Origin of the sequence: Anabaena sp. 90 (assembly GCF_000312705.1) — a bacterium.
Taxonomy (GTDB): domain Bacteria; phylum Cyanobacteriota; class Cyanobacteriia; order Cyanobacteriales; family Nostocaceae; genus Dolichospermum; species Dolichospermum lemmermannii.
In genome coordinates, this window is the sequence record NC_019427.1 from 3,623,843 (window position 1) to 3,649,942 (window position 26,100).

22 protein-coding genes are annotated in these 26,100 nt (G+C 37.2%); 10 read left to right on the forward strand and 12 right to left on the reverse strand.

What is annotated here, in order from left to right:
* Positions 1-7 precede the first annotated feature (7 nt).
* Positions 8-1,141, reverse strand: coding sequence for a (S)-8-amino-7-oxononanoate synthase BioU (locus tag ANA_RS15730; RefSeq protein WP_371260351.1), 1,134 nt, complete (start codon positions 1,139-1,141; stop codon positions 8-10).
* A 121-nt stretch (positions 1,142-1,262) separates the two neighbouring features.
* The gene (gene polA / locus ANA_RS15735) at positions 1,263-4,166 is read right to left on the reverse strand and encodes a DNA polymerase I (RefSeq protein WP_015081029.1); all 2,904 of its coding nucleotides are present in this window, start codon (positions 4,164-4,166) and stop codon (positions 1,263-1,265) included.
* Positions 4,167-4,283: 117 nt separating this feature from the next.
* Between polA and ANA_RS15740 the strand changes: the two genes are divergently transcribed.
* Positions 4,284-5,303: a tRNA dihydrouridine synthase gene (locus ANA_RS15740; RefSeq protein WP_015081030.1), complete on the forward strand. Its 1,020-nt coding sequence runs from the start codon at positions 4,284-4,286 to the stop codon at positions 5,301-5,303.
* 64 nt (positions 5,304-5,367) lie between these two features.
* On the opposite strand, the gene ANA_RS15745 is transcribed toward ANA_RS15740, so the two are convergent.
* On the reverse strand, positions 5,368-5,802 hold the full coding sequence (locus ANA_RS15745; protein WP_015081031.1) for a hypothetical protein: 435 nt from the start codon (positions 5,800-5,802) through the stop codon (positions 5,368-5,370).
* Positions 5,803-6,602: 800 nt separating this feature from the next.
* Between ANA_RS15745 and ANA_RS15750 the strand changes: the two genes are divergently transcribed.
* Complete coding sequence (locus ANA_RS15750; protein WP_015081032.1) at positions 6,603-7,457, forward strand: Cof-type HAD-IIB family hydrolase; 855 nt, start codon at positions 6,603-6,605, stop codon at positions 7,455-7,457.
* A 212-nt stretch (positions 7,458-7,669) separates the two neighbouring features.
* Here ANA_RS15750 and ANA_RS15755 read toward each other — a convergent pair whose 3' ends face one another.
* Positions 7,670-8,482 (reverse strand): DALR anticodon-binding domain-containing protein, encoded by an 813-nt coding sequence (locus ANA_RS15755; RefSeq protein WP_148279124.1) that lies wholly within the window; start codon positions 8,480-8,482, stop codon positions 7,670-7,672.
* A gap of 374 nt (positions 8,483-8,856) precedes the next feature.
* Between ANA_RS15755 and ANA_RS15760 the strand changes: the two genes are divergently transcribed.
* Complete coding sequence (locus ANA_RS15760) at positions 8,857-9,576, forward strand: Crp/Fnr family transcriptional regulator (RefSeq protein WP_015081034.1); 720 nt, start codon at positions 8,857-8,859, stop codon at positions 9,574-9,576.
* Positions 9,577-10,019: 443 nt separating this feature from the next.
* Here the strand turns inward: ANA_RS15760 and ANA_RS15765 are convergent, their stop codons facing one another.
* From ANA_RS15765 to ANA_RS15775, 3 genes are all read right to left on the reverse strand, one after another.
* On the reverse strand, positions 10,020-11,093 hold the full coding sequence (locus ANA_RS15765; protein WP_015081035.1) for a PstS family phosphate ABC transporter substrate-binding protein: 1,074 nt from the start codon (positions 11,091-11,093) through the stop codon (positions 10,020-10,022).
* A gap of 47 nt (positions 11,094-11,140) precedes the next feature.
* Positions 11,141-11,725: a 4-Cys prefix domain-containing protein gene (locus ANA_RS15770; protein ID WP_015081036.1), complete on the reverse strand. Its 585-nt coding sequence runs from the start codon at positions 11,723-11,725 to the stop codon at positions 11,141-11,143.
* A 78-nt stretch (positions 11,726-11,803) separates the two neighbouring features.
* The gene (locus tag ANA_RS15775) at positions 11,804-12,820 is read right to left on the reverse strand and encodes a LysR family transcriptional regulator (protein ID WP_015081037.1); all 1,017 of its coding nucleotides are present in this window, start codon (positions 12,818-12,820) and stop codon (positions 11,804-11,806) included.
* Positions 12,821-13,197: 377 nt separating this feature from the next.
* Between ANA_RS15775 and ANA_RS15780 the strand changes: the two genes are divergently transcribed.
* Both ANA_RS15780 and ANA_RS15785 read left to right on the forward strand, forming a co-directional pair.
* Positions 13,198-13,914, forward strand: a complete 717-nt coding sequence (locus ANA_RS15780) for an NnrU family protein (protein ID WP_015081038.1) — start codon at positions 13,198-13,200, stop codon at positions 13,912-13,914.
* 452 nt (positions 13,915-14,366) lie between these two features.
* Positions 14,367-14,768: a thioredoxin family protein gene (locus ANA_RS15785; RefSeq protein WP_015081039.1), complete on the forward strand. Its 402-nt coding sequence runs from the start codon at positions 14,367-14,369 to the stop codon at positions 14,766-14,768.
* Here the strand turns inward: ANA_RS15785 and ANA_RS24785 are convergent.
* Positions 14,667-14,954, reverse strand: a complete 288-nt coding sequence (locus ANA_RS24785) for a hypothetical protein (RefSeq protein WP_085929751.1) — start codon at positions 14,952-14,954, stop codon at positions 14,667-14,669. The genes ANA_RS15785 and ANA_RS24785 overlap by 102 nt on opposite strands.
* A gap of 190 nt (positions 14,955-15,144) precedes the next feature.
* On the opposite strand from ANA_RS24785, the gene ANA_RS15790 reads away from it, so the two are divergent.
* From ANA_RS15790 to ANA_RS15800, 3 genes are all read left to right on the forward strand, one after another.
* On the forward strand, positions 15,145-17,223 hold the full coding sequence (locus ANA_RS15790) for an NAD(P)H-quinone oxidoreductase subunit 5 (RefSeq protein ID WP_015081040.1): 2,079 nt from the start codon (positions 15,145-15,147) through the stop codon (positions 17,221-17,223).
* Between the two features lie 207 nt (positions 17,224-17,430).
* Positions 17,431-17,925: a hypothetical protein gene (locus ANA_RS15795; protein ID WP_148279066.1), complete on the forward strand. Its 495-nt coding sequence runs from the start codon at positions 17,431-17,433 to the stop codon at positions 17,923-17,925.
* On the forward strand, positions 17,897-18,697 hold the full coding sequence (locus ANA_RS15800; protein ID WP_015081042.1) for a hypothetical protein: 801 nt from the start codon (positions 17,897-17,899) through the stop codon (positions 18,695-18,697). Before ANA_RS15795 ends, ANA_RS15800 begins: the two co-directional genes overlap by 29 nt.
* A 606-nt stretch (positions 18,698-19,303) precedes the next feature.
* On the opposite strand, the gene ANA_RS15805 is transcribed toward ANA_RS15800, so the two are convergent.
* The 3 genes from ANA_RS15805 to ANA_RS15815 form a co-directional block, all read right to left on the reverse strand.
* Entirely contained in the window at positions 19,304-19,885 is a 582-nt protein-coding gene (locus tag ANA_RS15805) for a Uma2 family endonuclease (RefSeq protein ID WP_015081043.1), read from the reverse strand.
* 304 nt (positions 19,886-20,189) lie between these two features.
* Positions 20,190-21,407, reverse strand: a complete 1,218-nt coding sequence (locus tag ANA_RS15810; protein WP_015081044.1) for a DUF4336 domain-containing protein — start codon at positions 21,405-21,407, stop codon at positions 20,190-20,192.
* Positions 21,408-21,554: 147 nt separating this feature from the next.
* Positions 21,555-22,430 (reverse strand): hypothetical protein, encoded by an 876-nt coding sequence (locus tag ANA_RS15815; RefSeq protein WP_015081045.1) that lies wholly within the window; start codon positions 22,428-22,430, stop codon positions 21,555-21,557.
* 216 nt (positions 22,431-22,646) lie between these two features.
* Between ANA_RS15815 and ANA_RS15820 the strand changes: the two genes are divergently transcribed.
* Positions 22,647-23,681 (forward strand): DNA-methyltransferase, encoded by a 1,035-nt coding sequence (locus ANA_RS15820; protein WP_015081046.1) that lies wholly within the window; start codon positions 22,647-22,649, stop codon positions 23,679-23,681.
* Positions 23,678-24,832, forward strand: a complete 1,155-nt coding sequence (locus ANA_RS15825) for a hypothetical protein (protein WP_015081047.1) — start codon at positions 23,678-23,680, stop codon at positions 24,830-24,832. The genes ANA_RS15820 and ANA_RS15825 overlap by 4 nt, the downstream gene beginning before the upstream one ends.
* Positions 24,833-24,918: 86 nt before the next feature.
* Here the strand turns inward: ANA_RS15825 and ANA_RS15830 are convergent, their stop codons facing one another.
* Positions 24,919-25,899, reverse strand: a complete 981-nt coding sequence (locus ANA_RS15830; RefSeq protein ID WP_015081048.1) for an aldo/keto reductase — start codon at positions 25,897-25,899, stop codon at positions 24,919-24,921.
* Between the last annotated feature and the right edge of the window lie 201 nt (positions 25,900-26,100).

The window sequence follows — 26,100 nt, forward strand, 5'->3', positions numbered from 1 at the left end:
CACCTACTTATTTCACAAATTTAGGCATGATTTCCGCAGCCGTGAATAAGCCAGAAATGCCGCGTTGATGCAATTCCTGAGCGGCTTTGAGATAACCAAAGGCAGGACCACAGACATTAGCGGCCATGCTGGTTTCATCGCCTAATGTAAAGGTGTGAGTGGATATCTTCCCCTCAAAGGTACGTCCTGTAATTTTCACATTGGTACTTAGGGGCTTTTTGGAGTTGCGGGTATCAACAACACCACCAACTGTGACTCTATCCCGTGAACAAATTCCCGCGACTTCTAGCATGACATCATCGGCGTGTTCCATGTTTACCAAAGTTAACACACCATTAGTTTGATCGAGTAATGCTTCTACTTCTGCGTCTGTCATGGCTCTAGCGGCTTCTACACTATAACCTGGCATATGACCAATATCTTCCCGAACAGTGGCGCGGTAGGCTTCCCAGTTAGCAATTCCCACACCAAAGGTAATTTCCACGTTGTGAATTTCGGCGTAACTTTGGGCAGCTAAAGCGGCGGCGGCGGTTAACAGTCCAGGAGTAGCACCACAGCCAGTCATGTATGTAATTCCCGCTGCTTGCAGTTCGTCTTTCATGGCCAGGAGTTGTTCGACTGCACTGGTGCGTTTAATGGCATCTACCAGAACACCGCGCCAACCTGCTTTAATGAACTCTTTGGCTACCGAGGGAATAAAGTCATTAGGAAGGTTGGGTAAAGCCAGAAAATAACCATCTACAGGTTGACCGGTGGCGATTAAATCCTGAATACTGCTATTGCTTAATGTCCCAACTGGTTCTAAATAACCGACTGTACCTTGATTTTGGTAAGTGGTAATACAAGCTTGGGTATTTAAGCCTTGGGTGGAATAAGCGTAGCCCTTTTGGTCTGCGGCTGCAACTAAGATCATTTCTCGTTTGCTGACGAGGAGTTTTGCTGCTGCTTGTCCGAGTCCACCAAATCCCAGAACTCCGACGCGAATAGGTTGGTTTGTTGGTTGTGTGTTCATAGTTAGTTTAGTAAGGTGGCATAAACCTAAATTTTCAGATAAAACCACTATTATATCAATACCTTTACCAAATTGAAAAAAATATTGATTTATGGATTGGGTTGTGGAACGTTTACAAAGCAATAGCATGAAACCCAACACAGCAGAAAAATGGCCAAGGTATTGAGGGTTAATTATGCTTGATTTACATTTTTTCGGCAATAATTACCAATTGTGAAAGTGAGATTACGGAATGTGGGATATAGGTAGTTCACTTAGTTTCCATCCAATTATCCCCCGCATGAATATCAACGACTAAAGGAACAGATAAAGAAACAGCATTTTCCATTAGCGACTTAATTTGTGGTTGCAATTGGGACCACTCTTGGGGAGGAACTTCAAAGACTAATTCATCATGAACTTGTAACAATAACCGCGCTTGATAGTTCTTCAGAACTTCATGTAATTGCACCATTGCTATTTTGATAATATCCGCACTAGAACCTTGAATTGGTGCATTGGCAGCAGAACGGAGTAACCCAGCATCATATTGACCTAAATTCTTTAATTTCTGCAAATTAATATCTTCTAACTTACTACCTTTTAACTGCCGTAAACTATTACTAGTAAACTCAAAATAACGTCGTCTACCCAAAATAGTTTCCACATAACCATAAGCAATAGCTTCTTTTTTCACTTTCTCCAAATATGCAAAAACATTAGCGTATCTTTCATTAAATCGCTCAATAAACAATTTCGCATCTACCGGATTTATTCCCGTTTCTCTGGCAAATTTTTGCGCTCCCATACCATAAATTACCCCAAAATTAATCGTCTTCGCAAAACGTCTTTCATCTGAACTAATATCTTCTTTCTCAAAGACTAATTTTGCCGTTACAGTATGAATATCTTCATTTTGCTGATAGGCTTGAATTAATACAGGTTCTTGACTCAAATGCGCCAAAATCCTTAACTCAATTTGTGAGTAATCAGCCGCTACCATTAACCAACCTGATTCCGGTAAAAACGCCTTTCTAATTTGTCGGCTAAAAGCAGTCCGAATGGGGATATTTTGTAAATTGGGATGAGAAGAAGATAACCTACCCGTAGAAGTTGCAGTTTGGTTAAAATCAGTATGTAATCTTTGGCTTTTGGGATGTACCAAAGCTGGTAAAGCATCTACATAGGTAGATTTTAATTTTGATAAAGTCCGATTTTCAATAATCGCTTCTACAAATCCAGTATTATCAACTTCTTGAAGTTTTTCTAAAGTTGCAGCGTCTGTAGAATAACCAGTTTGAATTTTGCGAGAATATTTCGTACTTAAACCTAATTTCTCAAAGAGAATATGACTCAGTTGTTTAGGAGAACCTAAATTAAATTTTTCCCCAGCAATTTCGGTAGCTGTTATTTCTAACCTTGCTAATTCTATTTCTAACTGCTGTGAAAGTTCTTTGAGATAAGCTGAATTAATGCGAACTCCTGTATATTCAAGTTCCGCTAAAACTGCTTCTAACGGTTGTTCAACTTCATTCAACAGTTTATATAAAGTTGGCGTTTCTGCTAACTTCTCCCGTAATTTTGGTACTAAGCCAAATGTGGAATAAACATCCATTCCGCAATAATCAGCAACCGCAGAAATACTAATATCAGCAATAGTTTTCCCTTTGGGAACTAAATCTCCATAACTTTTTCCACTTAATCCCAAATATCGCAAAGATAAATCAGTTAAATTATGACTGCTATCGGGATTAATCAAATAACTGGCTAACATAGTATCAAACACCACTCCAGCCAAATTAATGCCTTGACACCGCAGAATTAACCGATCAAATTTAGCATTTTGTAAAGCTTTGGGATAATCAGCACTTTCCAAAATTGGCCGCAGTGCTGCTAATACCAAATCTCGATTTAAATTATCACCATTTTTATGACCAATGGGAATATAAGCAAGTTCATTTGGTTCTGTTCCCCAACAACAACCAATTCCTACTAAATCTGCATCTCGTGGTTCTAGTGCAGTAGTTTCTGTATCCCAAGCAACGGGATTTTCTGGATTTGTGAACTTTCTTAAAAGTTCTACCAATTCCGTTAATTTAGCTTCTGTATTAATAATGCGTGGTTGAATTGGTGAAGCATTTTGTTTTATTTCTTGTGCTGTGTCTTCTGCACTAAAAAACCATAAATCATCCTCTGTTTCGGCGATTATTTCCGATACTTTATTTTCTACAACTTCTCCACCAAACTTTAGTTGAATCTCATTAATTGTCTCTAAAAATCTTTTAAATTCTAATTTCTCTAAAATTGGGATGAGTAAGCTATTATCAAAACCTGTTAATTGACAATCTTCCCAATCAATTTCTAAAGGAACATCACAAACTATCTTGGCTAAATAGCGAGATTTTTCCGCGTCTTCTTTACCAGTAATTAGTTTTTTCTGAGTTGCACCTTTAATATCATCTATAGCTGCATAAATTTCTTCCAGGGAATTATAAGTATTTAATAGTTGTACTGCTGTCTTTTCACCAATTCCTTTTACTCCCGGAATATTATCTGATTTATCACCACATAAGGCTTTAAAATCAACAACTTGTGTCGGGAATACTCCTAATTTTTCTTTAACTTCTTCTGCTTTAAATTCAGCAATACTATTTGTAGAACGTTTTAAGGCTTCTGGAGTAAAATTTAAAACTGTAATTTCTTTATCAGCATCAATTAATTGAAATAAATCTCTATCCCCAGAAAGTATTTTAACTCGATACCCAGACGCTGCGGCTTTTTGTGCTAATGTTCCCAATACATCATCTGCTTCATAACCAGGTGCAGTAAGTATAGGCAAATTCAAGCTTTGCAGTAACTCATAGAGATTTTCTAAATCGGGAATAAAGTCTTCTGGAGTTTCTGCACGTCCAGCTTTATAAGTATCATCAGCTTGATGACGAAAAGTAGGTGAACCCAAATCAAAAGCCACAGCTACTGCTTGGGGCTGTTGTGTAGCGATTACCTCTAACAAACATTTAAAAAAACCAAAACAAACACTGGTAGGAATGCCAGCTTTTGTACGAAGTCCACCATCTCTACCTTTAGCAAAAGCAAAATAGGAACGAAAAGCTAGTGAGTGTCCATCAATTAAGATGAATGTAGGCTTGTTGATAACTGAAGAATTAAAAGTCAACTGCTTAACCGAATTGGGAAACTATAATCTATTTTAATTTTTTTTATGCGTTATGTTGAAGAAGCTAAGTCACCATTTTTTGATCCAGTTATGCTTTGTTGAAAGCTCTTCATCTCTATGTTCCAGGTATCGCTCCCCCAATCGCTTCAGAAAAACCTACCCTTCACTGCTCTTGCGCCCATGCAAGATGTGACAAACCTGTGGTTCATGAAAGTTATTGCCCACTACGGCAGTCCTGACTACTTCTTTACCGAGTATTTCCGCGTCAATGATACCTCACGGCTCAATTCTAAAATTCTGGCAGCAATTACCGAAAATGATACCGGTCGCCCTGTTTTTGCACAAATGATTGGCGAAAGTATTCCCGATTTAGTGAGAACAGCAAAGGAACTCTGCAAATATAATATCGCGGGAGTAGATTTAAACATGGGCTGTCCCGCGCCGAGAATCTATCGCAAAAATGTTGGCGGTGGATTGCTGAGAGAACCGGAAAAAGTCGAGCGGATTTTGGGAGAACTGCGTGCTGCTGTGAATGATAAACCTTTAACCGTGAAGATGCGTGTAGGCTTTGAAAATACAGATAACTTTTCCGAAATTCTCGATATAATCAATCGCCACAATATTGATTTGCTCAGTTTACATGGTCGCACGGTGAAAGATATGTATCACGGGGAAGTTAAGTATGATTTGATTGCGGAAGCGGTAAGACGGGTAGATTGTCCAGTGCTTGCCAATGGTAATATCAATTCGGCGACAACTGCCCTGGAAGTGCTTTCGCAAACCGGTGCAGCGGGTGTGATGGTGGGACGCTGGGCAATTGGCAATCCTTGGCTGTTTAATCAAATTCGCCAGGCTTTGCGAGGAGAACAGATCACACCTGTTCCTTTAGCAGATGTACGCAATTATATTGATCGTTTATGTCAAACTCCCACAGCCTCAACTATGCCAGAGCGAGCGCGGGTAGGTTACCTGAAAATGTTCCTTAACTACATTGCTTTAAGTGTTGACACTGAAGGTAATTTCCTGCGGCTGATGAGACGGGCGCAGACTGAGGTAGAACTGTTTAACCTCTGCGATCTCGTTCTCCTTGCTGATCTGACAAAAACTTTAGCCCTAGCACCCTCTTTGGGCGTGTAATTATGGCAACTATTTAGTTTGGATTTATCAGTACAGCATAGAGACAATACCTTGAGAGTGTCAACTACTCAGTTTCAACTTCAAATTCCTCACCACTGGGAAATTTAGACTTATCAATTTTTAAAGCAGCCTCTTTAATTAAATTTGCTTTTGCACGAGTTTCTAGTATTTCTTGATAATATTCTTCAGGTGTTAACCCATAATCTCTCTTGACATAGGCAATTTTATCTTTAATGCAGTCCTCAATCATTAATTTGACATCAGCGAGATAGTAATCTTCATTGAATGATTTAATATGTATCTTATGAGTTATGGAAGGAACTGCGAGTTTTTTTAGACCTCTTGCTTCTTTTAATACCCGACTCCCTAATAAATTGTCATCAACATCAGAAAAAGTAAAAATTGTTTTGCCTTTTGTATTTCTTTTTAAAGCTGGTTTAAATCCTATAAAAATATCAACTGATGGGAATACATTGGTCAAAAACGAAAAATTATCCATTGTTATTTCCTGCTGGTTTTTGGTAATTGTCTATTCTAATTTTTTTCTCCAGATTTAATATACAACATAGTGATTTAAAGGTTTTATATCCAACCGAAAATTACTCTCGCTTATCATAAAATATTCTGTATGTCAATAGTATATTTGTTCTATATAATTCTTTGGATAATTGCTGTCTAAAAATTCGTCTCGGAACTTGCTGTTAATTTGTAAAGTTTTGTATTATTTTTCGGGATTTATTTCTGTAATAACCATAAATAAAGGCTTTTCAAAATAGCCTTGTCAGTCAATTAGAAAATTGACAAGAATAACCCAATTATGAAATTCTCGATAATTGTAGCAAACTCTCAAAAGTATTGCAAGCTCGTTACTAAATAAAAATTATTCTCAATTAATTCTTAAGAAAATCTAAAGCTGAATTATCATAAGTTATGAATATTAAAACTATTATTGGGTTTCTATAAGTTTTAGTTATATTGTAATTGGAAGTCCCTTAGTTAACAAATTACATTCTTGAGGGATTTCGTTAAGGAATAAATCCTGATTCTGCGGTAATGCGAATCAGTTACTTGCGTTTATACTCAAAACGGCTTGATTGTTTGATTCTAAACGTAGGGGTTTAGCTCTTGCTTTACCCCTACACATCTGGGTTCTTTGTCATTTGGCAAAAGTTTAAATCTCACCCGTGTTTAGTATATCAATGAAATGGCTTATCTCTAGGGCAAATTTGGGATGGTGTTGGGTTAAATGAGCTATTTATACCCGTATAATTTTAAACAATACTAAAAACTGGGGAGTTTATGGATACAATGCCTTTAAATCAGAGTCAAGACGAAAAAGATATTAAACTGTTGGTTTTAGATATAGATGGGACAATTGCGGGACAATCCAATACTCTCAGTCATCCTGTCAAGGAAGTGATTGCTGCTGTACAAGCCAAGGGAATTAAGGTAGCTATAGCCACAGGAAGGATGTATTGTTCAGCTTTGCGGTTTCATCAAGAAATTGGCTCTACGCTGCCTTTAGTAGCTTATCAGGGAGCTTGGATTCAAGATCCAAATACTCAGGAAATTCACCGTCATTTATCTGTATCTAGAGAAATTGCCCTGCAACTCCTAGAATACTTTGAACAGCCAGATTTGCGATCGCTCCTCTCAGTTCATTTTTACATCAACGACCAGCTTTATGTGCGAGAAATTACCAAAGAAACGGAAAGTTATCAACAACGCTGTGGTGTGAATGCTATTCCCGTTGGTGATTTACGTCAATTATTAGATCATGAACCCACTAAAATTTTAGCTTTGTGTGATGATACGAGTCTAATTCAACAACTTTTGACTAATTTACGCCATAGATATAAACCCACAGAATTATATATGACAACATCTGTAGCCACCTTCCTAGAAGCAGCTAACACTCATGTTAATAAAGGCAATGCTGTCCGTTATCTAGCTGAAGAAATGCTAGGTTTAGAAAGTCATCATGTCATGACTATCGGTGATAATTTCAATGATGTAGAAATGCTCAGTTATGCTGGCATTAGTGTCGCTATGGGTGACGCACCAGACCAAGTGCAAGCGATCGCTGATTGGGTAGCACCTAGTGTAGAGTTAGATGGTGCAGCCATAGCAATGGAAAAATTCTTACTTAAATAAAAATCCAAAAACAAGAAAAGACACCGACGACTGGCCGTGTTTCGTCTCGGTGTCTTTCCTAATTTCGCTCCTCACACACCTGCGATTGTAGTCGGAGATATTTATTTTGTCAAGAGAATTTCTCAAAGTTTTTGTAAAATTCCGACAAGATAGAAAGATAGATCCCCGACTTCTCAAAGAAGTGGGGGATCTGAATTTTTGAATTTCACATATTAAAGTTCTACAGGTGCGACAATCCCCAATTTGTCTTCTAACACAGACCTTAAAACCAATTGAGTCGCTATCAGCAATCCTAATCTTGCTTGAGCTAATTCTGGATCATGAATTTTCACTTCCCCCCAAATCCGACAATTACACCAAAACCGCTCAAAAGCTTGACTCAAATTCTCACCTGCTTTTGACCAGTTAATGGAACTACCACTATCAGCACAAACCAAATCATCTACCACTTTGACTAATTGGTAAATCAGAAAACTCTCATCAGCGTGATTAATGCGAAGTTTTTGATCACAATTAAGCCAAGATATAGCGTTTACAGATACAAAACCTTTAATATTTGTTCTATCAAGTTCAATTAATCCTTCCTTTTCTGCTATACACAACAAAGAACAGCATCGTGAATGAGCGTATTGAATTTTAAAAATTGTTAATGAGTTGGTTAATTGGCGATTAGGAACAGAAATTTTACTTTTTGCCTGTTCACTTTGTTCTAGTGAGCATTCCTCATTTCCGCTGACAGTGAGACAGTGTAACCAAGCCGCTAAGGTAGAGTCAACGAGTTCTATATGAATCCAACCGGGGGGAACTACTTTAACGTTAAATAAACTAGCACTATTTCGGGATAAATGCTCAACAATCGCCTGAGCAATTTCCATCGCTGGTGAATTCTGAGATTTTGATATGCTCATAGCCATACCAGAGATATATAAAATTTTCTGATTATATCCTCCCTGATAGAGAGGAACTTTTTTCCCTTTTATGCTTGTAATTTCCCCACTATTGGTAAAAATACTGAAGAAAGACACTAAATATCCAGTTATTAAATGCTCAATTGCTTTATTTTGAGCTAAAAGTAGTCTATAACACACGTATTTCTTTGTAAAAAATTTATGGTGTGCATCATTTTATCCTGTTCCATCTATCTTCAGACAGAAGTTTAGTCTATGTAAGGAAAAATGAGAGTAGGATAAAATTTGATGAATAATGTATAAAAAATGGGTAATCTTTACTACCCTTGTTGTACAGTAGGAAGTATAAGAAAAAATAGAGAGCAATTTAGCTTTCTATCCCATTGGAGGGCTGACGCTGTTAGGCGTTATGCCTACCCCGTTAACACAAAGACACTCCTTGCACTTTTCTTATCACGTCTTTGTTCTCAGCCAAACACTCTTTGTTACCTATGCAATCTCAATCCTCCTTTTCCGAAGCTTCACGTCCTTTCTTAACTTGGCAGCGAATCCTTGACTGGGCCCAAGAACACTACCGCTGCCGCACCTTCAGTAAAGATGAGCGGATTCCAGCTAGACCTGGTTTGCTCTATTTAGTCCAAAGAGGTGCTATTCGCATGGTAGGAACTGCCCAAGTCAGTGCTACTGCTAGTCAGTTAACATCTAGACGGATTAACAGAACTCCAGAAGAAGCTTTCTTGGGTTTTGTGGGAGCAGGTCAACCTTTTGAAATTGTTGCTCAATCTCCATTTACACTCCAGTCCTACGCCCACGTTGACCAAACAGCAGTGCTGTGGATGTACTGGCATGACCTAGACAACTGGCCTCACTTCCGCCGTGAAGTTATGGATGCTTTTAGATATCAGCACCAGCGCAAGTTGCTATGGTTGAGTGCTTTAGGACAACGTCGGACAATTGACAGACTCTTAGGATTTCTCACCCTACTGATTGAGGAATATGGAGAGCCTTCAATGAGCGAAACTGATCCTGATGTCATTCGTGGTTATTCCTTGCCCTTCCCCCTCACCCATGCCCAAATAGGCAGCGCCATTGGTTCAACCCGTGTGACTGTCACTCGTTTAATGGGTAAATTACGTCAACGGGGCTTAATCCTGACCCAAGGAGATAATCTGATTTGCCTACCCGCTGAATCTATCAATAGAGTCAGCTAGGATCTAGTTCAAATCTTTAATGAGCAGCAAATTGATAGATGTTGACTGAGAGCTTGCCACTCTCGGACACACCAATGGCAGGTATCAGCGGATTCTAACTAGTCCAAATTGGGTAATTAGTTCTGTGAACCTGCTCCTCATAATATCTCGCGGTAAGTCGGAAACTCAGGGGCTTTAGCCCTGAGAGTGTCAATTTTACGAATCTGTTTGACCACCACAAACAGATTTTGGGTAATCGGGTATGAAATGAAGATGTCCTGGACAAAATGTTCTCTAGTGCCGCATTTATGATGAAGGCACTCATAACGCTAGATCAGCAAATTGGGGCCACCCACCTGGTTCCAATTATTGATCTCGGCTTTTGGTATCATGAAAACTCAGGCACTTTTCCAGGTTATAGATAATTCTTTTCTTTCTTTCTTCTTTCTTCCTCCTGACTCCTTTTATTTGATTCTGACAAATCCAGCTTTTTCAATCAGTTCTTGACCTTGAGATGTAACTAACCAATTTGCATACACTTCCCCGGCTTGTTGGTCTGATTGACCATTTTGTTTTATAATCACAAATAAATTGCGGGTGATTGGGTAGTTGCCACTGCGAAAGTCTTGAGAATTCAACTGGTTAGGCTTGTTGGCACATTGAGATTGAGTTATTTCTGGTTGTTGGTAAGGTGCTATTAATTGCTCACTTGTCCGTCCTATTGGTAGGGATTTGATTGTACATTGAGGGACAATCTCTGGAGCAGAACCATAATAGATAGCACCAGGAGCAATAGCTACTTTGCGGATAGCTTCTGTGGTTGTACCAATGTAATTAATATTGTTGCCAAATTTATCTTTATTGAGAACGTTTTCGACAAAAAAATCTACTGTGCCACCGGCTTCTTTGCTGCGAGATAGGGGAATAATGGGTAAATTTGTACCACTTACTTGTTGCCAGTTAGTAATTTTGCCAGTGTAAATATCTTTAAGTTGAGAAACTGTTAATCCTGGAATATTTAGGTTATGATTAACAGCGATCGCAATTCCATCAATGGCTACAGTAATTTCTTTTAAGCTAAATCCTTTGGTTTTGGCAGTTTCGTTTTCTTCTGGTTTAACGGGACGAGAAGATTGAGAAAAAGCTAGTTGATTTGCTATCAACATTTTAATCCCAGTTCCTGAACCTGGTTTTTCGTTAATGGGTTGGGTATAACGTAAATCAAACTGAGGACAACTATTTTTGAGGACTGAGTCTACATCCCGACGGATAGGAGCCCATGTTGTACTACCACTATAACTAAATATACCTTGTGGTAAATTGGGGATTTTACAATTACTGACTGGTGGCGGATTACGGTTAATAATGTTGTTACTGGGGTTCTGAGTGAGATTCTGATTAGCAGAGTTAGTGGTACTAGAATTATTGTTAATTCGTCCCCAATGTTCCATTAAAGAAAGCAACAGCAAAACCAAGCTTAATCCAGAGGTAAGAACAAGAGATAAGAGCAGTGACAGAGTTTCTTTTTTTTGAGACATGGGTGGTTTCCTTAGTGCTTTTTTTCTAAAGAATTGAAGACATTAATTTATAAATAAGTCGAAATAATGTTGTTACTGCTAATACCTTTGTCATGGATGAACTGGAGAACTGGGAGAATTTCCCTGAGTATTTTTAGGATTTTTATCTCAGAAAAATTGCCCTGTTCAACTAATTCTTCTTCTAGAGTTTGTCCAGAAATATATTCTTGAACTAAATAAAAAAACTGCTCTGACTTATTTATTTTTAGGTTAGGAACTGTAATCGTAAAAAAAGCAAATAATTTAGGTATTTGCTGATGTTCATTACCTATTTCTTCTAAAACTCCTGCTTCTTGTGTAAATAAAATTCTGGCTTTTTCTAAGGCATCTTCCGTTAAATTACCACTTGGTTGAAATTGCTTAACTACACATTGACGCATTCTCGGAGTATCACGATCAATTGCCAAAAAAGCAGCACCAAATCCTCCGGTAGCCAAAAGTTTAATTGGCAAATAGTGGTCACGTAAAATCAGGGGCATACCGCAGCTAGTACAAAATTTTTGCGGTACTGTTTTTAGTGTTTTAATATCATCTAAATCAGGAAAGTGATTTTTAGGATGTTGACAGTGGGGACGAGTGCAGCAGACTTCCATATTGTTTGTTATTCAAATGAGTCATTGGTCATTAGAAATTTGTCGTTAACTAATGACTTTTGACTGGTAACAAGGTTTTTAATTGGCATCAGAACCGTTAGATGTTGCTATATCCAATGTACTATTTATCACTTGATTGATTTGTGATAATTTTAACACCTCCTGTGTCCAGGCTGGGTTAGCAAACTGAGGTAAAATTTCCTGACTAAAAGCTTCTGCGGCTTTGGATCTATAGCGATTGGGGTTACATATTAGCCAGAGTGTCCGCTTCACCACTACTCCTTCGATGGGGGCACGATGGAGAACACCCATTTGTAACTCCTTAGCGATCGCTGAAGTAGAAACAAAGGCAGCACCTAAGCCAGATTGGACAGCGTTTTTAATAGCTTCTATGGAATTTAGTTCCATTTCAAACTTAAACCGCCTAGTGTCAATATCACAACGGGCTAAAACCTGATCAATGACTTTGCGGATAGTTGATTGGGAGTCAAGAGCAATGAATTGTAGTTTATATAGGTCTTCTTTTTGAATTGTTTCTAATTTAGCAAAGGGATGGGATGTGGGTAAAATGAGTGCCAATTCATCTTCAGCATAGGGAACAGTTTCTAAAGATTCCGCTAATTCAGTGGGAATTTCCCCACCAATAATTGCTAAATCAACCTGGCCATTAGATACACTCCAAGCCGTGCGACGGGTAGAATGGACGTGCAATTGTACGGCTACATCTGGATATTTTTGGCGAAATAAGCCGATCATTTTTGGTAACAGATAAGTGCCAGTGGTTTGGGAAGCACCAACAATCAATGTACCTCCTTGGAGATTTTGCAAATCTTCAATGGCGCGGCAGGTTTCCTGACACAAGCTGAGGATTTTGTCCCCATAGCTCAGAAGTAGATGTCCCGCTTCAGTCAATTGAGCGCGACGGCCTCCTCTGTCAAATAGGGGAACATCCAGTTGTCGTTCCAGGTTTTGAACTTGCAAACTCACAGCAGGTTGGGAGACGTAAAGGCTATCAGCAGCCCGCTTAAAACTCCCTTCTTGGGCGATCGCTTTGAGAATTCGTAACTGATCTAAAGTAAAAGGAAGGTCAGACATAAGGCTTAACCCACAACCTGGGATTCATGAGCAACTTTAAAAATAAATCAAAATGAATAGTTTGGTGACTAAGCATGATTTATGGCATTGTTAAGATTTGAACAACTAACTAAAATACTTACCACAACATCTTGACAAAAATCTTCCTGTGTATAATCAAGCATTCAGCCGTCAGCCTTCAGCTATCAGATTTTAAGACGGAAATACAGGTAATTAAAACTAATTGCCTGGGTGTAACTTCAAGAAAATGAATAATTCGTCTTCTTTACTCCTGTTCTTGGCTGACTACTGATAGCTGATAGCTAATAGCTTACACCAGTCAAGATGTTTACCAATAGTAGCTTCTTTGAATTTGAATTTTGAATTGAGTTGTATATATGATGTCCAATCCTTGGTTTACCTCCAGTCATTTTGTCATACTAGGGTTACAATTAGTTTTTGCGATCGCCCATAGCGGGGGGGCTGCTGTGCGTCCTTGGGCAGAAAAATACCTTGGACCGAGGCTTTATCGCATTATCTTTGCATTAATTAGCCTGCCTTTGGCTGTGATCTTAATTGTTTACTTTTTTAATCACCGTTACGATGGCTGGCAACTTTGGCAGGTACAAGGTATACCAGGAGTGGGGGCATTAGTTTGGGTACTATCAGCTATATCCTTTTTATTTTTATATCCTGCTACCTTCAATCTACTAGAAATTGCGGCTATTCAAAAGCCCCAAGTTCATCTTTATGAAACAGGGATTATCCGTATTACCCGTCATCCCCAAATGGTAGGACAGGTTATTTGGTGTGTAGCCCATACCCTGTGGTTAGGAACTAGTTTCACTCTTGTTACCTCAATCGGTTTAGTAATACATCACCTATTTGGAGTATGGCATGGCGATCGCCGTTTAAGTCAACGCTATGGAGAAGCTTTTGAGATGGTCAAACAACGGACTTCGATTATCCCCTTTCAAGCGATTATTGATGGACGTCAATCTTGGAACTGGGAAGAATTTCTCCGCCCTGCTTATTTAGGAGTTGCCATTTTTACTGGTCTATTATGGTGGTCGCACCCCTTGTTATTAGTGGCAACAAGTAGGATAATGTGGTAGTTTAGTCTGATCCCCAAGATCAACAAAACATATAAATCTAATAAAACTTTGTGCTGATCACTTGCTACCAAAACAATGTATGATAGACTCAAACATATATCATTAAACTGTTGAGAACTGGGATTGGGGAAAGAATTTATCCGCCAGGCTGAAGTGGGTTTTATGGACGTAGACAAAAAGTCACTATCTACCTTAGTCGAAACGGTAAATAAATATCAATGTATAGACTGCACCCAGCCGCGCTCTCAGCATTGTAAAATTTTTCAGAAGCAATAGCAATCAGGATTGGAAATGGAGAACAGCCAGCGCGACAATCACGGTGGCTTTTTTGTCAGCAGAAAAACATGAAAATCCTCAATTTAAAATTTAAACCCCAAAATGGGATAACTTACCAATTTGCTGCTGCTGACAGCTAATTTTGAGATAAAAACCTTATAATCACGAGAGGCATCATGGTGTTGTCGGTTAATGAACGGACATTTACTCAAGAAGTTTTAGAATCTTCAGTTCCTGTTTTAGTTAATTTTGAAGCACCCTGGTGTGGACTATGTCGCATCATTCACCCGCTATTATTACAATTTCAGGCTGAATGTGGTGATGAACTTAAATTGGTGGGAGTCAACGCTGACCAAAATTTTAAGTTGTCTAATACCTATAGACTGAAATCACTACCGACTTTACTATTAATTGAAAAAGGTATAGTCAAACAACGTTTAGAAGGTTTTCCCGGTAAAGACGATTTACGTCAAGCTTTAGAAGCAATTAAATTCACCTATACAAGTCACGAGAAAATAGATATAGCAGGAGTCAGGGTGCAGGGAGCAGGGGGAAAGAATTATTCCAATCACAACTGACAACTGACAACTGACAACTGACAACTGTACGGGCGAAGCATTTGGAGAACTATTTTTGGCAATGTCCGATAATTTATCTTCCAAATGCTTCGCCCCTACTAACAACTGACCAAATATAAAACCATGCTTAACACCCCACCTAAAGGGTATCAGGTGGGGTATTTTATCCTCAAGGGTGTGTGTCACAATTATTAGCAGTTCTGATTATTCAGTTAACTCAAGTTTGAAGTGGGAAAATTCAAGCTAACTTGAAAGTATTGGGCTATCAGAAGTAGCTTATTTCTTTTCAATCAGCAATCCCCAATTGAATTTTCATTTTTTGGGCATCTTCTCAATTCAATATATTTGTACAGAATTCTAAAAGTAGGCGTTAGTGATGGAAGTAATCTATCAGTATGCCTGGCTGATTCCAGTATTACCTCTCTTGGGAGCAATGCTGGTCGGTCTAGGGCTAATCTCGATAAATCAGGTGACAAACCGCCTGCGACAGTTGAATGCTGTAGTTATTATCTCCCTCATGGGAGCTTCTATGGCACTGTCGTTGGCTTTGCTGTGGAGTCAATTTCAAGGCCATGCGTCTTATCTTTGGACTGTGGAATGGGCATCAGCCGGGAATTTTCACCTGACGATGGGCTACACTATTGACCACCTGACATCTCTAATGCTGGTGATTGTCACCACAGTAGCCGTTTTGGTGATGATTTACACCGATGGCTACATGGCGCATGATCCGGGTTATGTGCGGTTTTATGCCTATCTCAGCTTGTTTGGCTCTTCCATGTTAGGTTTGGTGGTCAGTCCCAACCTAGTACAAGTTTACATTTTCTGGGAATTGGTGGGGATGTGTTCCTACCTCCTAGTGGGCTTTTGGTATGACCGCAAAGCCGCAGCAGATGCTTGTCAAAAGGCATTTGTCACCAACCGCGTCGGTGACTTCGGGTTACTATTGGGCATTTTGGGGCTGTTCTGGGCGACAGGCAGCTTTGATTTTATGGTGATGGGCGATCGCCTATCTAACCTAGTAGAAACCGGCTCTATTAGCAATTTCCTCGCCATTGTGTTGGCGATTTTAGTCTTCCTGGGACCTGTGGCTAAATCTGCCCAATTCCCCCTCCATGTCTGGCTACCAGACGCAATGGAAGGTCCTACCCCTATTTCTGCCCTAATTCATGCGGCAACAATGGTAGCGGCGGGTGTATTCCTAATTGCCCGGATGTACCCAGTATTTGAAAATGTCCCAGCCGCAATGAACGTAATTGCTTATACTGGCGCATTTACAGCGTTTTTAGGAGCAACTATCGCCATTACCCAAAACGACATCAAAAAGGGTTTGGCTTATTCCACCATTTCCCAACTTGGTTACATGGTCATGGCTATGGGTGTGGGCGCTTACAGTGCGGGATTATTCCACCTCATGACCCACGCTTATTTTAAAGCGATGCTATTCTTGGGTTCTGGTTCGGTAATTCATGGCATGGAAGCAGTTGTTGGTCATGACCCTGTATTAGCGCAGGATATGCGCTTAATGGGGGGACTGCGGAAATATATGCCCGTGACAAGTTTCACGTTTTTGATTGGTTGCTTGGCCATTGCGGGGATTCCTCCCTTTGCTGGTTTCTGGTCAAAAGATGAAATTCTCGGTGCGGCTTTTGCTGCTAACCCTTTCCTGTGGTTTATTGGTTGGGTGACAGCAGGGATTACAGCTTTTTATATGTTTAGAATGTATTTCTCAACATTTGAAGGTAAATTCCGGGGTAATGACGAGAAAATCAAGGTAAAACTCAAAAATGCGGCTGCTGCTTTGGCTGAAAAGTCAGGGACAGCAGAATTAGTGCCTAATTTTGGTCCTGGGGCGATGAAAAAGGGAGAATTGGCCAGTCACTCCCATGACTCCCACAGCCATGAGCCTCATGAGTCTCCTTGGACGATGAGTTTACCGTTGGTGGTGTTGGCTATTCCTTCGATGTTGATTGGTTTGGTGGGGACTCCCTACGCCAATTATTTTGAGCAGTTTATCTTTCCTCCTACCGAAACTTTGGCGGAAGTTATGGAAAAGGCTGCGGAATTTGACCCCCATGAGTTTTACATTATGGCTGGTAGTTCTGTGGCTGTTTCTGTGATTGGGATTACTTTGGCTGTGTTGATGTATTTAGCCCGCAAAATTGATCCTAGTGCGATCGCTAAAAACATTCAACCGCTATACGATTTATCTTTGAACAAATGGTACTTTGATGACATTTATCATCGTGTCTTTGTTCTCGGTTTGCGTCGTGTGGCTAGACAAGTTATGGAAGTTGATTTCCGCGTTGTTGACGGCGCTGTTAATCTCACGGGTTTCTTTACTCTTGTTAGTGGTGAAGGTTTGAAATACTTGGAAAATGGTCGGGTTCAATTCTATGCCTTGATCGTTTTTGGGGCTGTTTTGGGCTTGGTGATTGTTTTTGGTGTTACCTGATTTTAATGGGGGCGGTTTGTCCGCCCCTGGATTATGAAGGTTTCGCGCAAAGTCGCTAAGGAGCAAAGGCGCAGAGTTAATGAACCACGAAGGGACGAAGGAAGCGAAGGAAGAAATAGGGTGATTGCGTGATAAACTTAAATTACTAATGTTACTGAACTTTAACTTGACAAAAATATCAAAAGGGTAAAATACATAATGAAAAGTATGAAACAACTAGAAAAACATGGTTTAGATTTTGAAAAAATTAAAGCCTATCAGGTACTTTGTTTACCTGAGAATATAGAAACAGCTTCAACAGAAGAAGAATTAATAGATACTGCCCATAATGCAAACTTTTGCAAACTTTTAAGAGAAGCAGGAATTAAGTGTGCAAATTCTTATGATCTGGGGTTAGAAACGGTAGAATTGGAACGTAGAGGTATAGAATTATGGTTTGGTGTAACCTATATTTTAGATAAACTAGCCATACCAGTCTTAACTGCGGTTATATCCAGTTTATTAACACTTGAACTTCAGAAAAAGCAAAATTTTTCAACAAAAAGTATAGAAGGGGAAAATAATAATAAAATTCATATTGAATTGAGAATAATAGAAGGAAATAATATATATCGTTCTATAAACTATGATGGAAATTTTGAAGACTTTCAGAAAATTATCAATGATATTAAGAATGTCAATCCAAAGGATAATAACAACTAAAATCAATGAAGATAATTTAGATGAAGAAACTTATAAATATTTCTATAAGTGGTATAAATTAATTATAAATAAAAAATATGAAAGAGCAAAAAAATTATGCCTAAATTTTATTAATTTTTGTAAAACTACTATTGAACTTAGTTATTGGGGAGAAATAAATATTAATTATAACAAACTTCTTATTTCTGCAATTCTATTTAGAGGTTTGCAAGAATTTTCATATCTCAAACAAATAATGAGAGATAAGGAATGGAATAAGTCTCACAAAGAAGTTAATTACAATTGGATAGTATTGCAAGACTGTAAAGATAGACTTGGCTTTGTCTATCAGTACCTAAGTGAAACTGAAATAATAGATATTGTGTTAAATGATATACAATCAATAGATAAATTTTTTGAAGTTTCTTTTGGAATTGGAAAATATATAAGCCCGGAGATTTTGATGAAGAAATCAATCTGTAATATTTGTAGTCAAGACGTAAGGTCTTGTCATCATATAAGTGGAAGGATTTACAATGGAAGAATTTGTTATGGTTCACCAGTTGATCCTTTGATTAGGGCTATTTCTTTAGTTGATGTACCCAGAGATTTAAGGTGTAGAATTTGGGACTGGCAAGTAGAAGGCACAATACTAAAAGATGTATGTATAATGACATCTTTTGCCGTAGATGATTTCCTTAATCAGGATAAATATCAAAAGGTAGGAATATTTTGTTCATTAGTCATCAATAATGATGGAGTTAGTCTTATTGAAATTAATACAAAAAAATAGTTTGTAGGATGCGTTAGAAGCGCGAAAATATTATGAAATATAGATTAAATTATGAGCGCGACGTAACTCACATTAATTCATGAGATTAAATTTAATCAATTTTGGTGCATTACGCTTCGCTTAGAGGATGTTTGAAAACTTTCTCGTGTGGGATCTGACACCCGCATATCCCCCTAAATCCCCCTTAAAAAGGGGGACTTTGAGGAATTTAGCCCCCCTTTGTAAGGGGGGTTGGGGGGATCTCGATTAATTCTGATACTTTTCAAACATCCTCTTACACACCCTACTGTCTGAATCAGGATATCCAGGATTTAAGGATGTAGAGGATGTAGAAAAAACTCATCTTTAAAACCTGAAATATTCTCAGATAAATATTCATAAAAAATCCTGTAAATCCTCTAATCCTGGAAATCCTGATTCAGACAACTAAGCATTTTCAGGATGAAGAAAAAACTCATCTTAAAAACCTGAAATATTCCCAGATAAATATTCATAAAAAATCCTGTAAATCCTCTAATCCTGAGCATCCTGATATGGCTTGCGCCACGCTACGCTATCAGACAATTAAGCATTTTCAGGATGTAGAAAAAACTCATCTTTAGAATTTTATTTACTTAAATTTGGAGGAAAAGCAACATCCTCATAAACATCAGCGAGAGGACAAGAAAAATTCACACTGGTTAATTCTAATTGTTGATTTCCTCTATAGCTATAAAGAACCCATCTTTCTTCGGAATTGCGCCGGAAACAATCAATTCGTTGCCGATTTTGACTAACTGAAACATATTCTTGTAAAGTGTCTAATTCTTGATAATCACTAAATTTATCACCTCTATCTAAGGCTTCTGTAGAAGGTGATAAAACTTCAATAATTAAACTCGGATATCGTTTAAAATATTCAAACTGTGTATCTCTTGAATCACAAGTTACCATAATATCAGGATAATAGAAAATATCTAGAGATTCAATTCTTGCTTTCATGTCAGCGACGTAAAGCCGACATCCTGTACCACGAATATGATTTCTTAAAAGGGCAACTAAGTTAGCGGTAATTGTTACATGGGCATCACTAGCACCAGCCATTGCGTAAATTTGCCCTTGGATATATTCATGTTTAATAGGGCTAGATTTTTCAGCTTGTAAGTATTCTTCTATGGAAATATAGGGTTGAAATTGGCTAAGAGTCATATATTTTTACGGTTACTATGAGATAGTTGTAATTTTTCTAGTATAGCAATTATTAATATTTTTTATTTCTTGCAAAGGCAAAGGGGCAAACTAAAAATCAAACCCGAAACAAAGGTATTTTTGTCATTTACCTATTGACAAATGATAGATTTCCAGGATTTAAGGATGTACAGGATGTAGAAAAAAACTCATCTTTAAAACCCGAAATATTCCCAGATTCATAAAAAAATCCTGATGTCTATTTATGCCAAGTGTACAGACTGAAACATCTGAAACACCTACCTCATTGTCAGTTTATTTATAATTACACTTTCTCTTTTGCTGGTGGCACAATACCCAACTTATTTAAACCTGAATCAATATCTCTCAATAACTTAAAATCATCCTCCGGCAAAGAATAGCTATTGCTACTAACTAAACCCCCAACAGGCTGTTTTTCTAAAAACGCAAATGCTTGACGAAATTGTTGCGGTTCGACTTTAATCGGGGCATTAAAATGACAGGGAATAATCCATTGAAAATCCCAACTGGCAACTTTATTAGCCCAATTTATTGTTTCTGTGGGTGCGCGATTTAAAATCAAACTTTGTAAAATTGGGGCAACAAATATCCGCCCATTTCCTTGTAAAATATCAAATGAATCTTGCCAATTTTCCCGCCATTGGAAGGGGAAAAACCCGAAATAGGCTTTTCTCGAACGTTCTGGAGCTTTTTCGGCATCACGCCATACTTCACCCCATGTAGGTACTTCTAACACACTGGGACTGAAATACAAGGCAAATAATGTGATTCGCTGCCACCCTTTACGGCGGTTTGCTGAGGTATCTGCAACGATGTCAAAGGCTTTATCCTTCGCGTGGTAGAGTAAGGGATAGGGGTCAAGTTGGACAATTGCAGGTGGCTCTGCTGGTACTGAAACTATGGTATCTGTAACTAAGAGAATGTGCGATCGCTTGTGGAAAAAAACCACCTCTGCAAACTTACCCAAACCCAAATCAATCGGTCCGATGGTTGCATAATCAAAATCTTCAGCAAAAGGGGCTTCCTGGCTATTTTCAGGCAGTATATGAGTCCGTTTACCGGGTAAACCCAACCAACTCAAAGGCAGATTGATCGGAAAACTCCATTGTCCGGGAGCGACAAATACCTGTGCAGTGGGAAAGCGTCGCGCAAATGGACCAACGAATACTTTATGTTCTATTCCTGATATCGTGGGCAAAATAATATACTTAACATCACCGTGTTCTGCTACCAACTCATTCAGCAAGCGAACACATTCTCCCGTTGGTGCGACAGGTGCATAAACCAGCAAACCGCCCTGTTCCAGCTTAACTACAGTCATGCGAATTGGCACAACTACATAGAAAATTCCCTGCAATTGATCAAAGGTCCAGATGGTATCTTTGACAACTTCTTTACGGATAGTATGCCGTTGACCATAAGGGTAAATTGGCACAACAGGCCAAAACCGCCATGAAAAATCCTGGGGATAAATTTGTTCTACGTCTTCACTTTCCACCACTTTGCGAACCTCTCTCAATTCCCAATACTCAGATTTTTGTTGCCTTGACAAAATTGGAGTTTAGCAAATTATGGGGGTGATCAACATAAGATTTCTGACTTCTTAGAGAAGTTGGGTTTCTAAGCATGAGAGATTTTTATATTTATTTCATATCCCAGCTTGAGTTAATACCTCACTTAAATCAACAACTAAATCTAAATTTTCCGCCCATTCTGTTAAATAACCATAATCCAAAATTTCTGCTTGTAACTTAATTATCCCCAAAACATCGCGCCATTGTTTTTCTGATTTACTTCCCTTTCCCCAGCGAAGTTTCTGTAAAATAATATCTTCTGCTGAAGCTATCCAAAAAGCAGGTATTCCATCTAAATCAACTAATATTCTCCGCTGCATTTGAGATATTGCAAAAGGTGAATTGTCAGTAATATATATATCAGCATTAGCAATAGTTTCTGTATGGGTAATATTCAACATATTTCCCAAACCTTGTTGCAAATCTTCTACCGCACCTGCTGGACAATAATATCCAGATGCTTCTAAAGTTTTTACCAGTAAATCTATTTGATTTGGTTTAAATTCTATCACCAAATCTAAATCACGAGTAGAACGTGGTTCTCCATGAATAGAACTAGCAACACCTCCACTTACATAATAATCAATATTAATTGATTCAAAAAGTTGATGTAGTTCTCCTGCTAAAGAAATTGAATCTTGAATCCACATATTTTCCTTAATACCTTTTGGTTGAAAATCAGGAGTAAATTTTTCTCCTAACACAGCACGGGTAAATAAATTACGAATTTCCTGTATAGTTGAATTGCGATTTCGAGATTTAATTCCTATCAGACATAGTTTTTTTACTCCTCGTTCATGGCTAATAAATCTTTCTATGCGTTGTTTTAATGATAGTTGTCGCCATTTTTGAAAGAAATAAATATCAGCTTCTATTGCTGTATCTTGGCTTTGGGGTTGATACTTGGATTTGGTAAGAGTTGGGAAATATAATCTTGATTTTTCTAGCATTGCTAATTTTATAGTATTCTTGAATATTGAGTATTTAACCTGTAACTTACATTATACTCAAAATATCACGTTTTTCTGATGTAGTGCTTATGTGCGTGTGATTGATGCTTGAAAAGTTAAATTATTAAATTTTATTGAGAGAATGTTTTAAAAAATACAAAACCTGTTACACTGAAATACATAATTAGAGATTAAATTTAAATTGCATAAAGTCACATGAAATTACGAGCAATATCAGACCTCAAAAATAAAATTATTCTTGGGGATAATTTATCTGTACTCAAACAAATAGAAGATGATACTTTTGATTTAATCATTACTTCACCACCATATTTTCAGCAACGTAATTATGGAAATGGTGATTTAGGTATTGGTAATGAAACAACTGAATCAGAATATTTAAAAAATATCCTCACAGTTTTTGGGGAATGTGTGCGCGTTTTAAAAAAAACTGGAGTAATAGTTTTTAATTTAGGAGATAAATATATCAACGGAAGTTTATCTCTAATTCCTTATAAATTTGCAATTCAAGCCACCCAAAATCAAAATATTTTTCTTATTAATCAAATTACATGGTCAAAACTCAATCCTACACCACGTCAAGATAAAAGAAAATTAATACAAGCTACAGAACCTTTTTTCATATTTGCTAAATCAAAAGATTATTATTTTAATTTGGATAATTATTTACAACACTTGGATAGTTTTAACAAAAGCGTTAAAAGTAAACCCTCTGATAAATTAGGTAAAAAATATGTGGAATTAATCAAAAATTCTGATTTAAGTGAAGAACAAAAAAATAATGCTATTAAAGCATTAAATCAAGCTATTTTAGCAGTACACAATGGAGAAATTGAAGGATTTAGAATGAAAATTCATGGTGTACATAAATTAGCTTATGGTGGACAAGATGGAGGAAGAAATAACCAAATCAAGAATAATGGTTTTACTATTATTAGAATTTTAGGAAACACGATGAAAAAAGACATTATTGAAAGTCCGGTAGAGATTACTAAAAATAATCATCATCCAGCAGTTTATCCGATGTATATTATTCAAGAACTGATTAAATTATTAACTCAACAAGGTGATTTTGTCCTTGATCCTTTTTGTGGTAGTGGTACAACTTGTATCGCAGCTAGAAATTTAAATAGAAATTATTTAGGAATTGAAATCAATCCTGATTATGTAAACTTAGCTAATAACCGTATGGAAGAATCTGATTCTCAGCAGCAGGAATTATTTATATGAAAAATAAAAATAAATATAGTCAAGAAATTGCCGCATTAGAGAAATGCTATCAGCAAGCACTTGAATTAGTTAAAAATCAATCATTTACAGAATTTGATCAAGAAATAAGAACTTGTGTAGATATTTTTATTCAAAAAATAGAAACCGATAAATCTTTAATTCAGGTAATTATTACCAGTTTACTCAAGAAAATAATTAAACCAGAGCAAGATATCAGATTACATCAAAAGAAATTTCCTAATGGATATTATGCTAGAGGACTTGATAACAAAGTAACTATTCCATTCTTTAAAGAATATTTTCCAAGATATGCTAATAAGGAAACTGGTTTTTTAACTAAAGCAACACGCGCAGACATTATCTGGAATTTTGAGGAGGGATTTAAATTACCATTAAGGAGTAAAAGCTTAGTTACACCTTTTTTACAACTAATTGATAAAATTGAAAATCAAACAATTGATATTGAAAATTGTTTAGTTTATATCTTAGCACAATTATATCTTATTTCCCAATCTCAAGAAATAGTTTTTACAGAAACTTTAGAAATTGTTAATTCTGTAAATATTATCAATATTAATACAGTGCTGAAAATGGTAGAAAGACATTTTGAAGAACCTTTAAGTTCTAGATTACCAGTAATTGTAATTTTTGCTATCTATAAACAAATATTTAAAACTGTCCGCAGATTTGAAAATAAAGTATTACTACCTTTAAATGTTCATACTTCTGCTGATAAACATGGTTATGGTGATATAGAAATAAGGGATAACCATAACAATCCCTTTGAAATATTAGAGATAAAACACAATATTCCTATTGATAGAAATATGATATTAGATATAGTAAAAAAATCTGCAAATACAACAATAAAAAGGTATTATATTCTAACTACATACAAAGACTGTTTTCTTAATAAAGATGAAGAAAAATATATTAATGAATTGATTTTGAAAATTAAAAGAGAACGTGGGTTAGAAATTATTGCTAATGGTATTGTGAACACCTTAAAATATTACCTGCGTTTTATAGAAGATTATCATGAATTTATCAAAACATATACAGAAGAATTAGTAAAAGATGCTAAAAATTCAACAGAAGTTAAAGATTCTCATATTCAAGCTTGGCAAATAATTTTACAAAAATATATATAGTAGTGTGACCCACAATCAGTATTACTAATAAATAGTGGATTAGGACGCATTAACATTATTCTATTTTTTAGATATTTGTTTTTATCTCACCTTGTCTGAAAAATATTCTGCACCATTTTCTTCTCTACCCTATCAGCAGCATTATCCAACTCTACCACCTCACCATCACTCAAAACCCACCCCAAAGCCCCAATATTCTCCTTTGCTTGTTTCAAACTTTTAGCCCCAGGAATGGGAATTGTGCCTTTACTAATGCACCAATTAATAGCCACTTGAGACATAGTTTTATTTCTCGTATTTGCTATTTCTCCCAAACAGCCTAAAAGCGGCTTCATTCCTGGTAATAGCTGCTTACATAAAAAACCGCGAATACCTTTAGGAAAACTGCCATTTTCCGAAAACTTCCCGGTTAATAAACCCAACCCTAAAGGACTATAAGCAATTAATGCAATTCCCAAATCATCACAAACTTCCTTTAAACCTAATTCCGTCACAGGATAAGTAGATAAAAGCGAATATTGTACCTGCAAAGTTTTAATCGGTATACCTCTTTCCTGAAATCTTTTATGTACCCATAAAAGTCGTTTTGTACCATAATTAGATAAACCCACACCTTTAACTAAACCTTGCTCATATAAATCACCTAAACCATCTAATAAACCCACCTCTTGCCAAGGTGCATAATTAGCAGTAGACCAGTGCATTTGCACCAAATCAACATTGCGTCCTAATCTTTTTGCCGAGGCATGACAAGCTGATATAATTGAATTTCTAGTCCATCTCCAAGGGTATGCAGCTAACTTAGTAGCAATGCAAATATGCTCTTGATTTAAGCCTTGATATGCTTGGGCAAATTTTCCTAAAAGTAACTCACTGCGTCCCTTTAACTTGCCAGTACCGTAGGAATCACCCGTATCAAATAATGTAATACCATTGCCAATACAGAGATTAAAAACCTCTTGTAATTGGTTATCCATACTTTCATCGTACCCCCAGAGTAGTTGATTACCCCAAGCCCAAGTACCGCAACCCATGAGAGGGAGATTTAATAAATTGTTAGTTAGCATATTTAGGCAGTTGTTTAAAGTTGTCCCAAAACTCATTATCAAGGAATAAATAGGTCAATACTATACCACTCATGTAATATATTCTTACAGCAGTTTTCATGTATTAGACCACAATCTGAGTTAATCTCTTTCTTTGCGTCTTTGCTCCTTTGCGTCTTTGCGCGAAAATACCTTTAATTTTTTGCAGACTTTTCAAAGATA

Coding starts and splice junctions, on each gene's coding strand:
- ANA_RS15730 (WP_371260351.1), bottom strand. CDS start 1,141: ATGCTATTGCTTTGTAAACGTTCCACAACCCAATCCATAAATCAATAT.
- ANA_RS15740 (WP_015081030.1), top strand. CDS start 4,284: ATGTTCCAGGTATCGCTCCCCCAATCGCTTCAGAAAAACCTACCCTTC.
- ANA_RS15745 (WP_015081031.1), bottom strand. CDS start 5,802: ATGGATAATTTTTCGTTTTTGACCAATGTATTCCCATCAGTTGATATT.
- ANA_RS15750 (WP_015081032.1), top strand. CDS start 6,603: ATGGATACAATGCCTTTAAATCAGAGTCAAGACGAAAAAGATATTAAA.
- ANA_RS15760 (WP_015081034.1), top strand. CDS start 8,857: ATGCAATCTCAATCCTCCTTTTCCGAAGCTTCACGTCCTTTCTTAACT.
- ANA_RS15765 (WP_015081035.1), bottom strand. CDS start 11,093: ATGTCTCAAAAAAAAGAAACTCTGTCACTGCTCTTATCTCTTGTTCTT.
- ANA_RS15770 (WP_015081036.1), bottom strand. CDS start 11,725: ATGGAAGTCTGCTGCACTCGTCCCCACTGTCAACATCCTAAAAATCAC.
- ANA_RS15775 (WP_015081037.1), bottom strand. CDS start 12,820: ATGTCTGACCTTCCTTTTACTTTAGATCAGTTACGAATTCTCAAAGCG.
- ANA_RS15780 (WP_015081038.1), top strand. CDS start 13,198: ATGATGTCCAATCCTTGGTTTACCTCCAGTCATTTTGTCATACTAGGG.
- ANA_RS15785 (WP_015081039.1), top strand. CDS start 14,367: ATGGTGTTGTCGGTTAATGAACGGACATTTACTCAAGAAGTTTTAGAA.
- ANA_RS15790 (WP_015081040.1), top strand. CDS start 15,145: ATGGAAGTAATCTATCAGTATGCCTGGCTGATTCCAGTATTACCTCTC.
- ANA_RS15795 (WP_148279066.1), top strand. CDS start 17,431: ATGAAACAACTAGAAAAACATGGTTTAGATTTTGAAAAAATTAAAGCC.
- ANA_RS15800 (WP_015081042.1), top strand. CDS start 17,897: ATGTCAATCCAAAGGATAATAACAACTAAAATCAATGAAGATAATTTA.
- ANA_RS15805 (WP_015081043.1), bottom strand. CDS start 19,885: ATGACTCTTAGCCAATTTCAACCCTATATTTCCATAGAAGAATACTTA.
- ANA_RS15815 (WP_015081045.1), bottom strand. CDS start 22,430: ATGCTAGAAAAATCAAGATTATATTTCCCAACTCTTACCAAATCCAAG.
- ANA_RS15820 (WP_015081046.1), top strand. CDS start 22,647: ATGAAATTACGAGCAATATCAGACCTCAAAAATAAAATTATTCTTGGG.
- ANA_RS15825 (WP_015081047.1), top strand. CDS start 23,678: ATGAAAAATAAAAATAAATATAGTCAAGAAATTGCCGCATTAGAGAAA.
- ANA_RS15830 (WP_015081048.1), bottom strand. CDS start 25,899: ATGCTAACTAACAATTTATTAAATCTCCCTCTCATGGGTTGCGGTACT.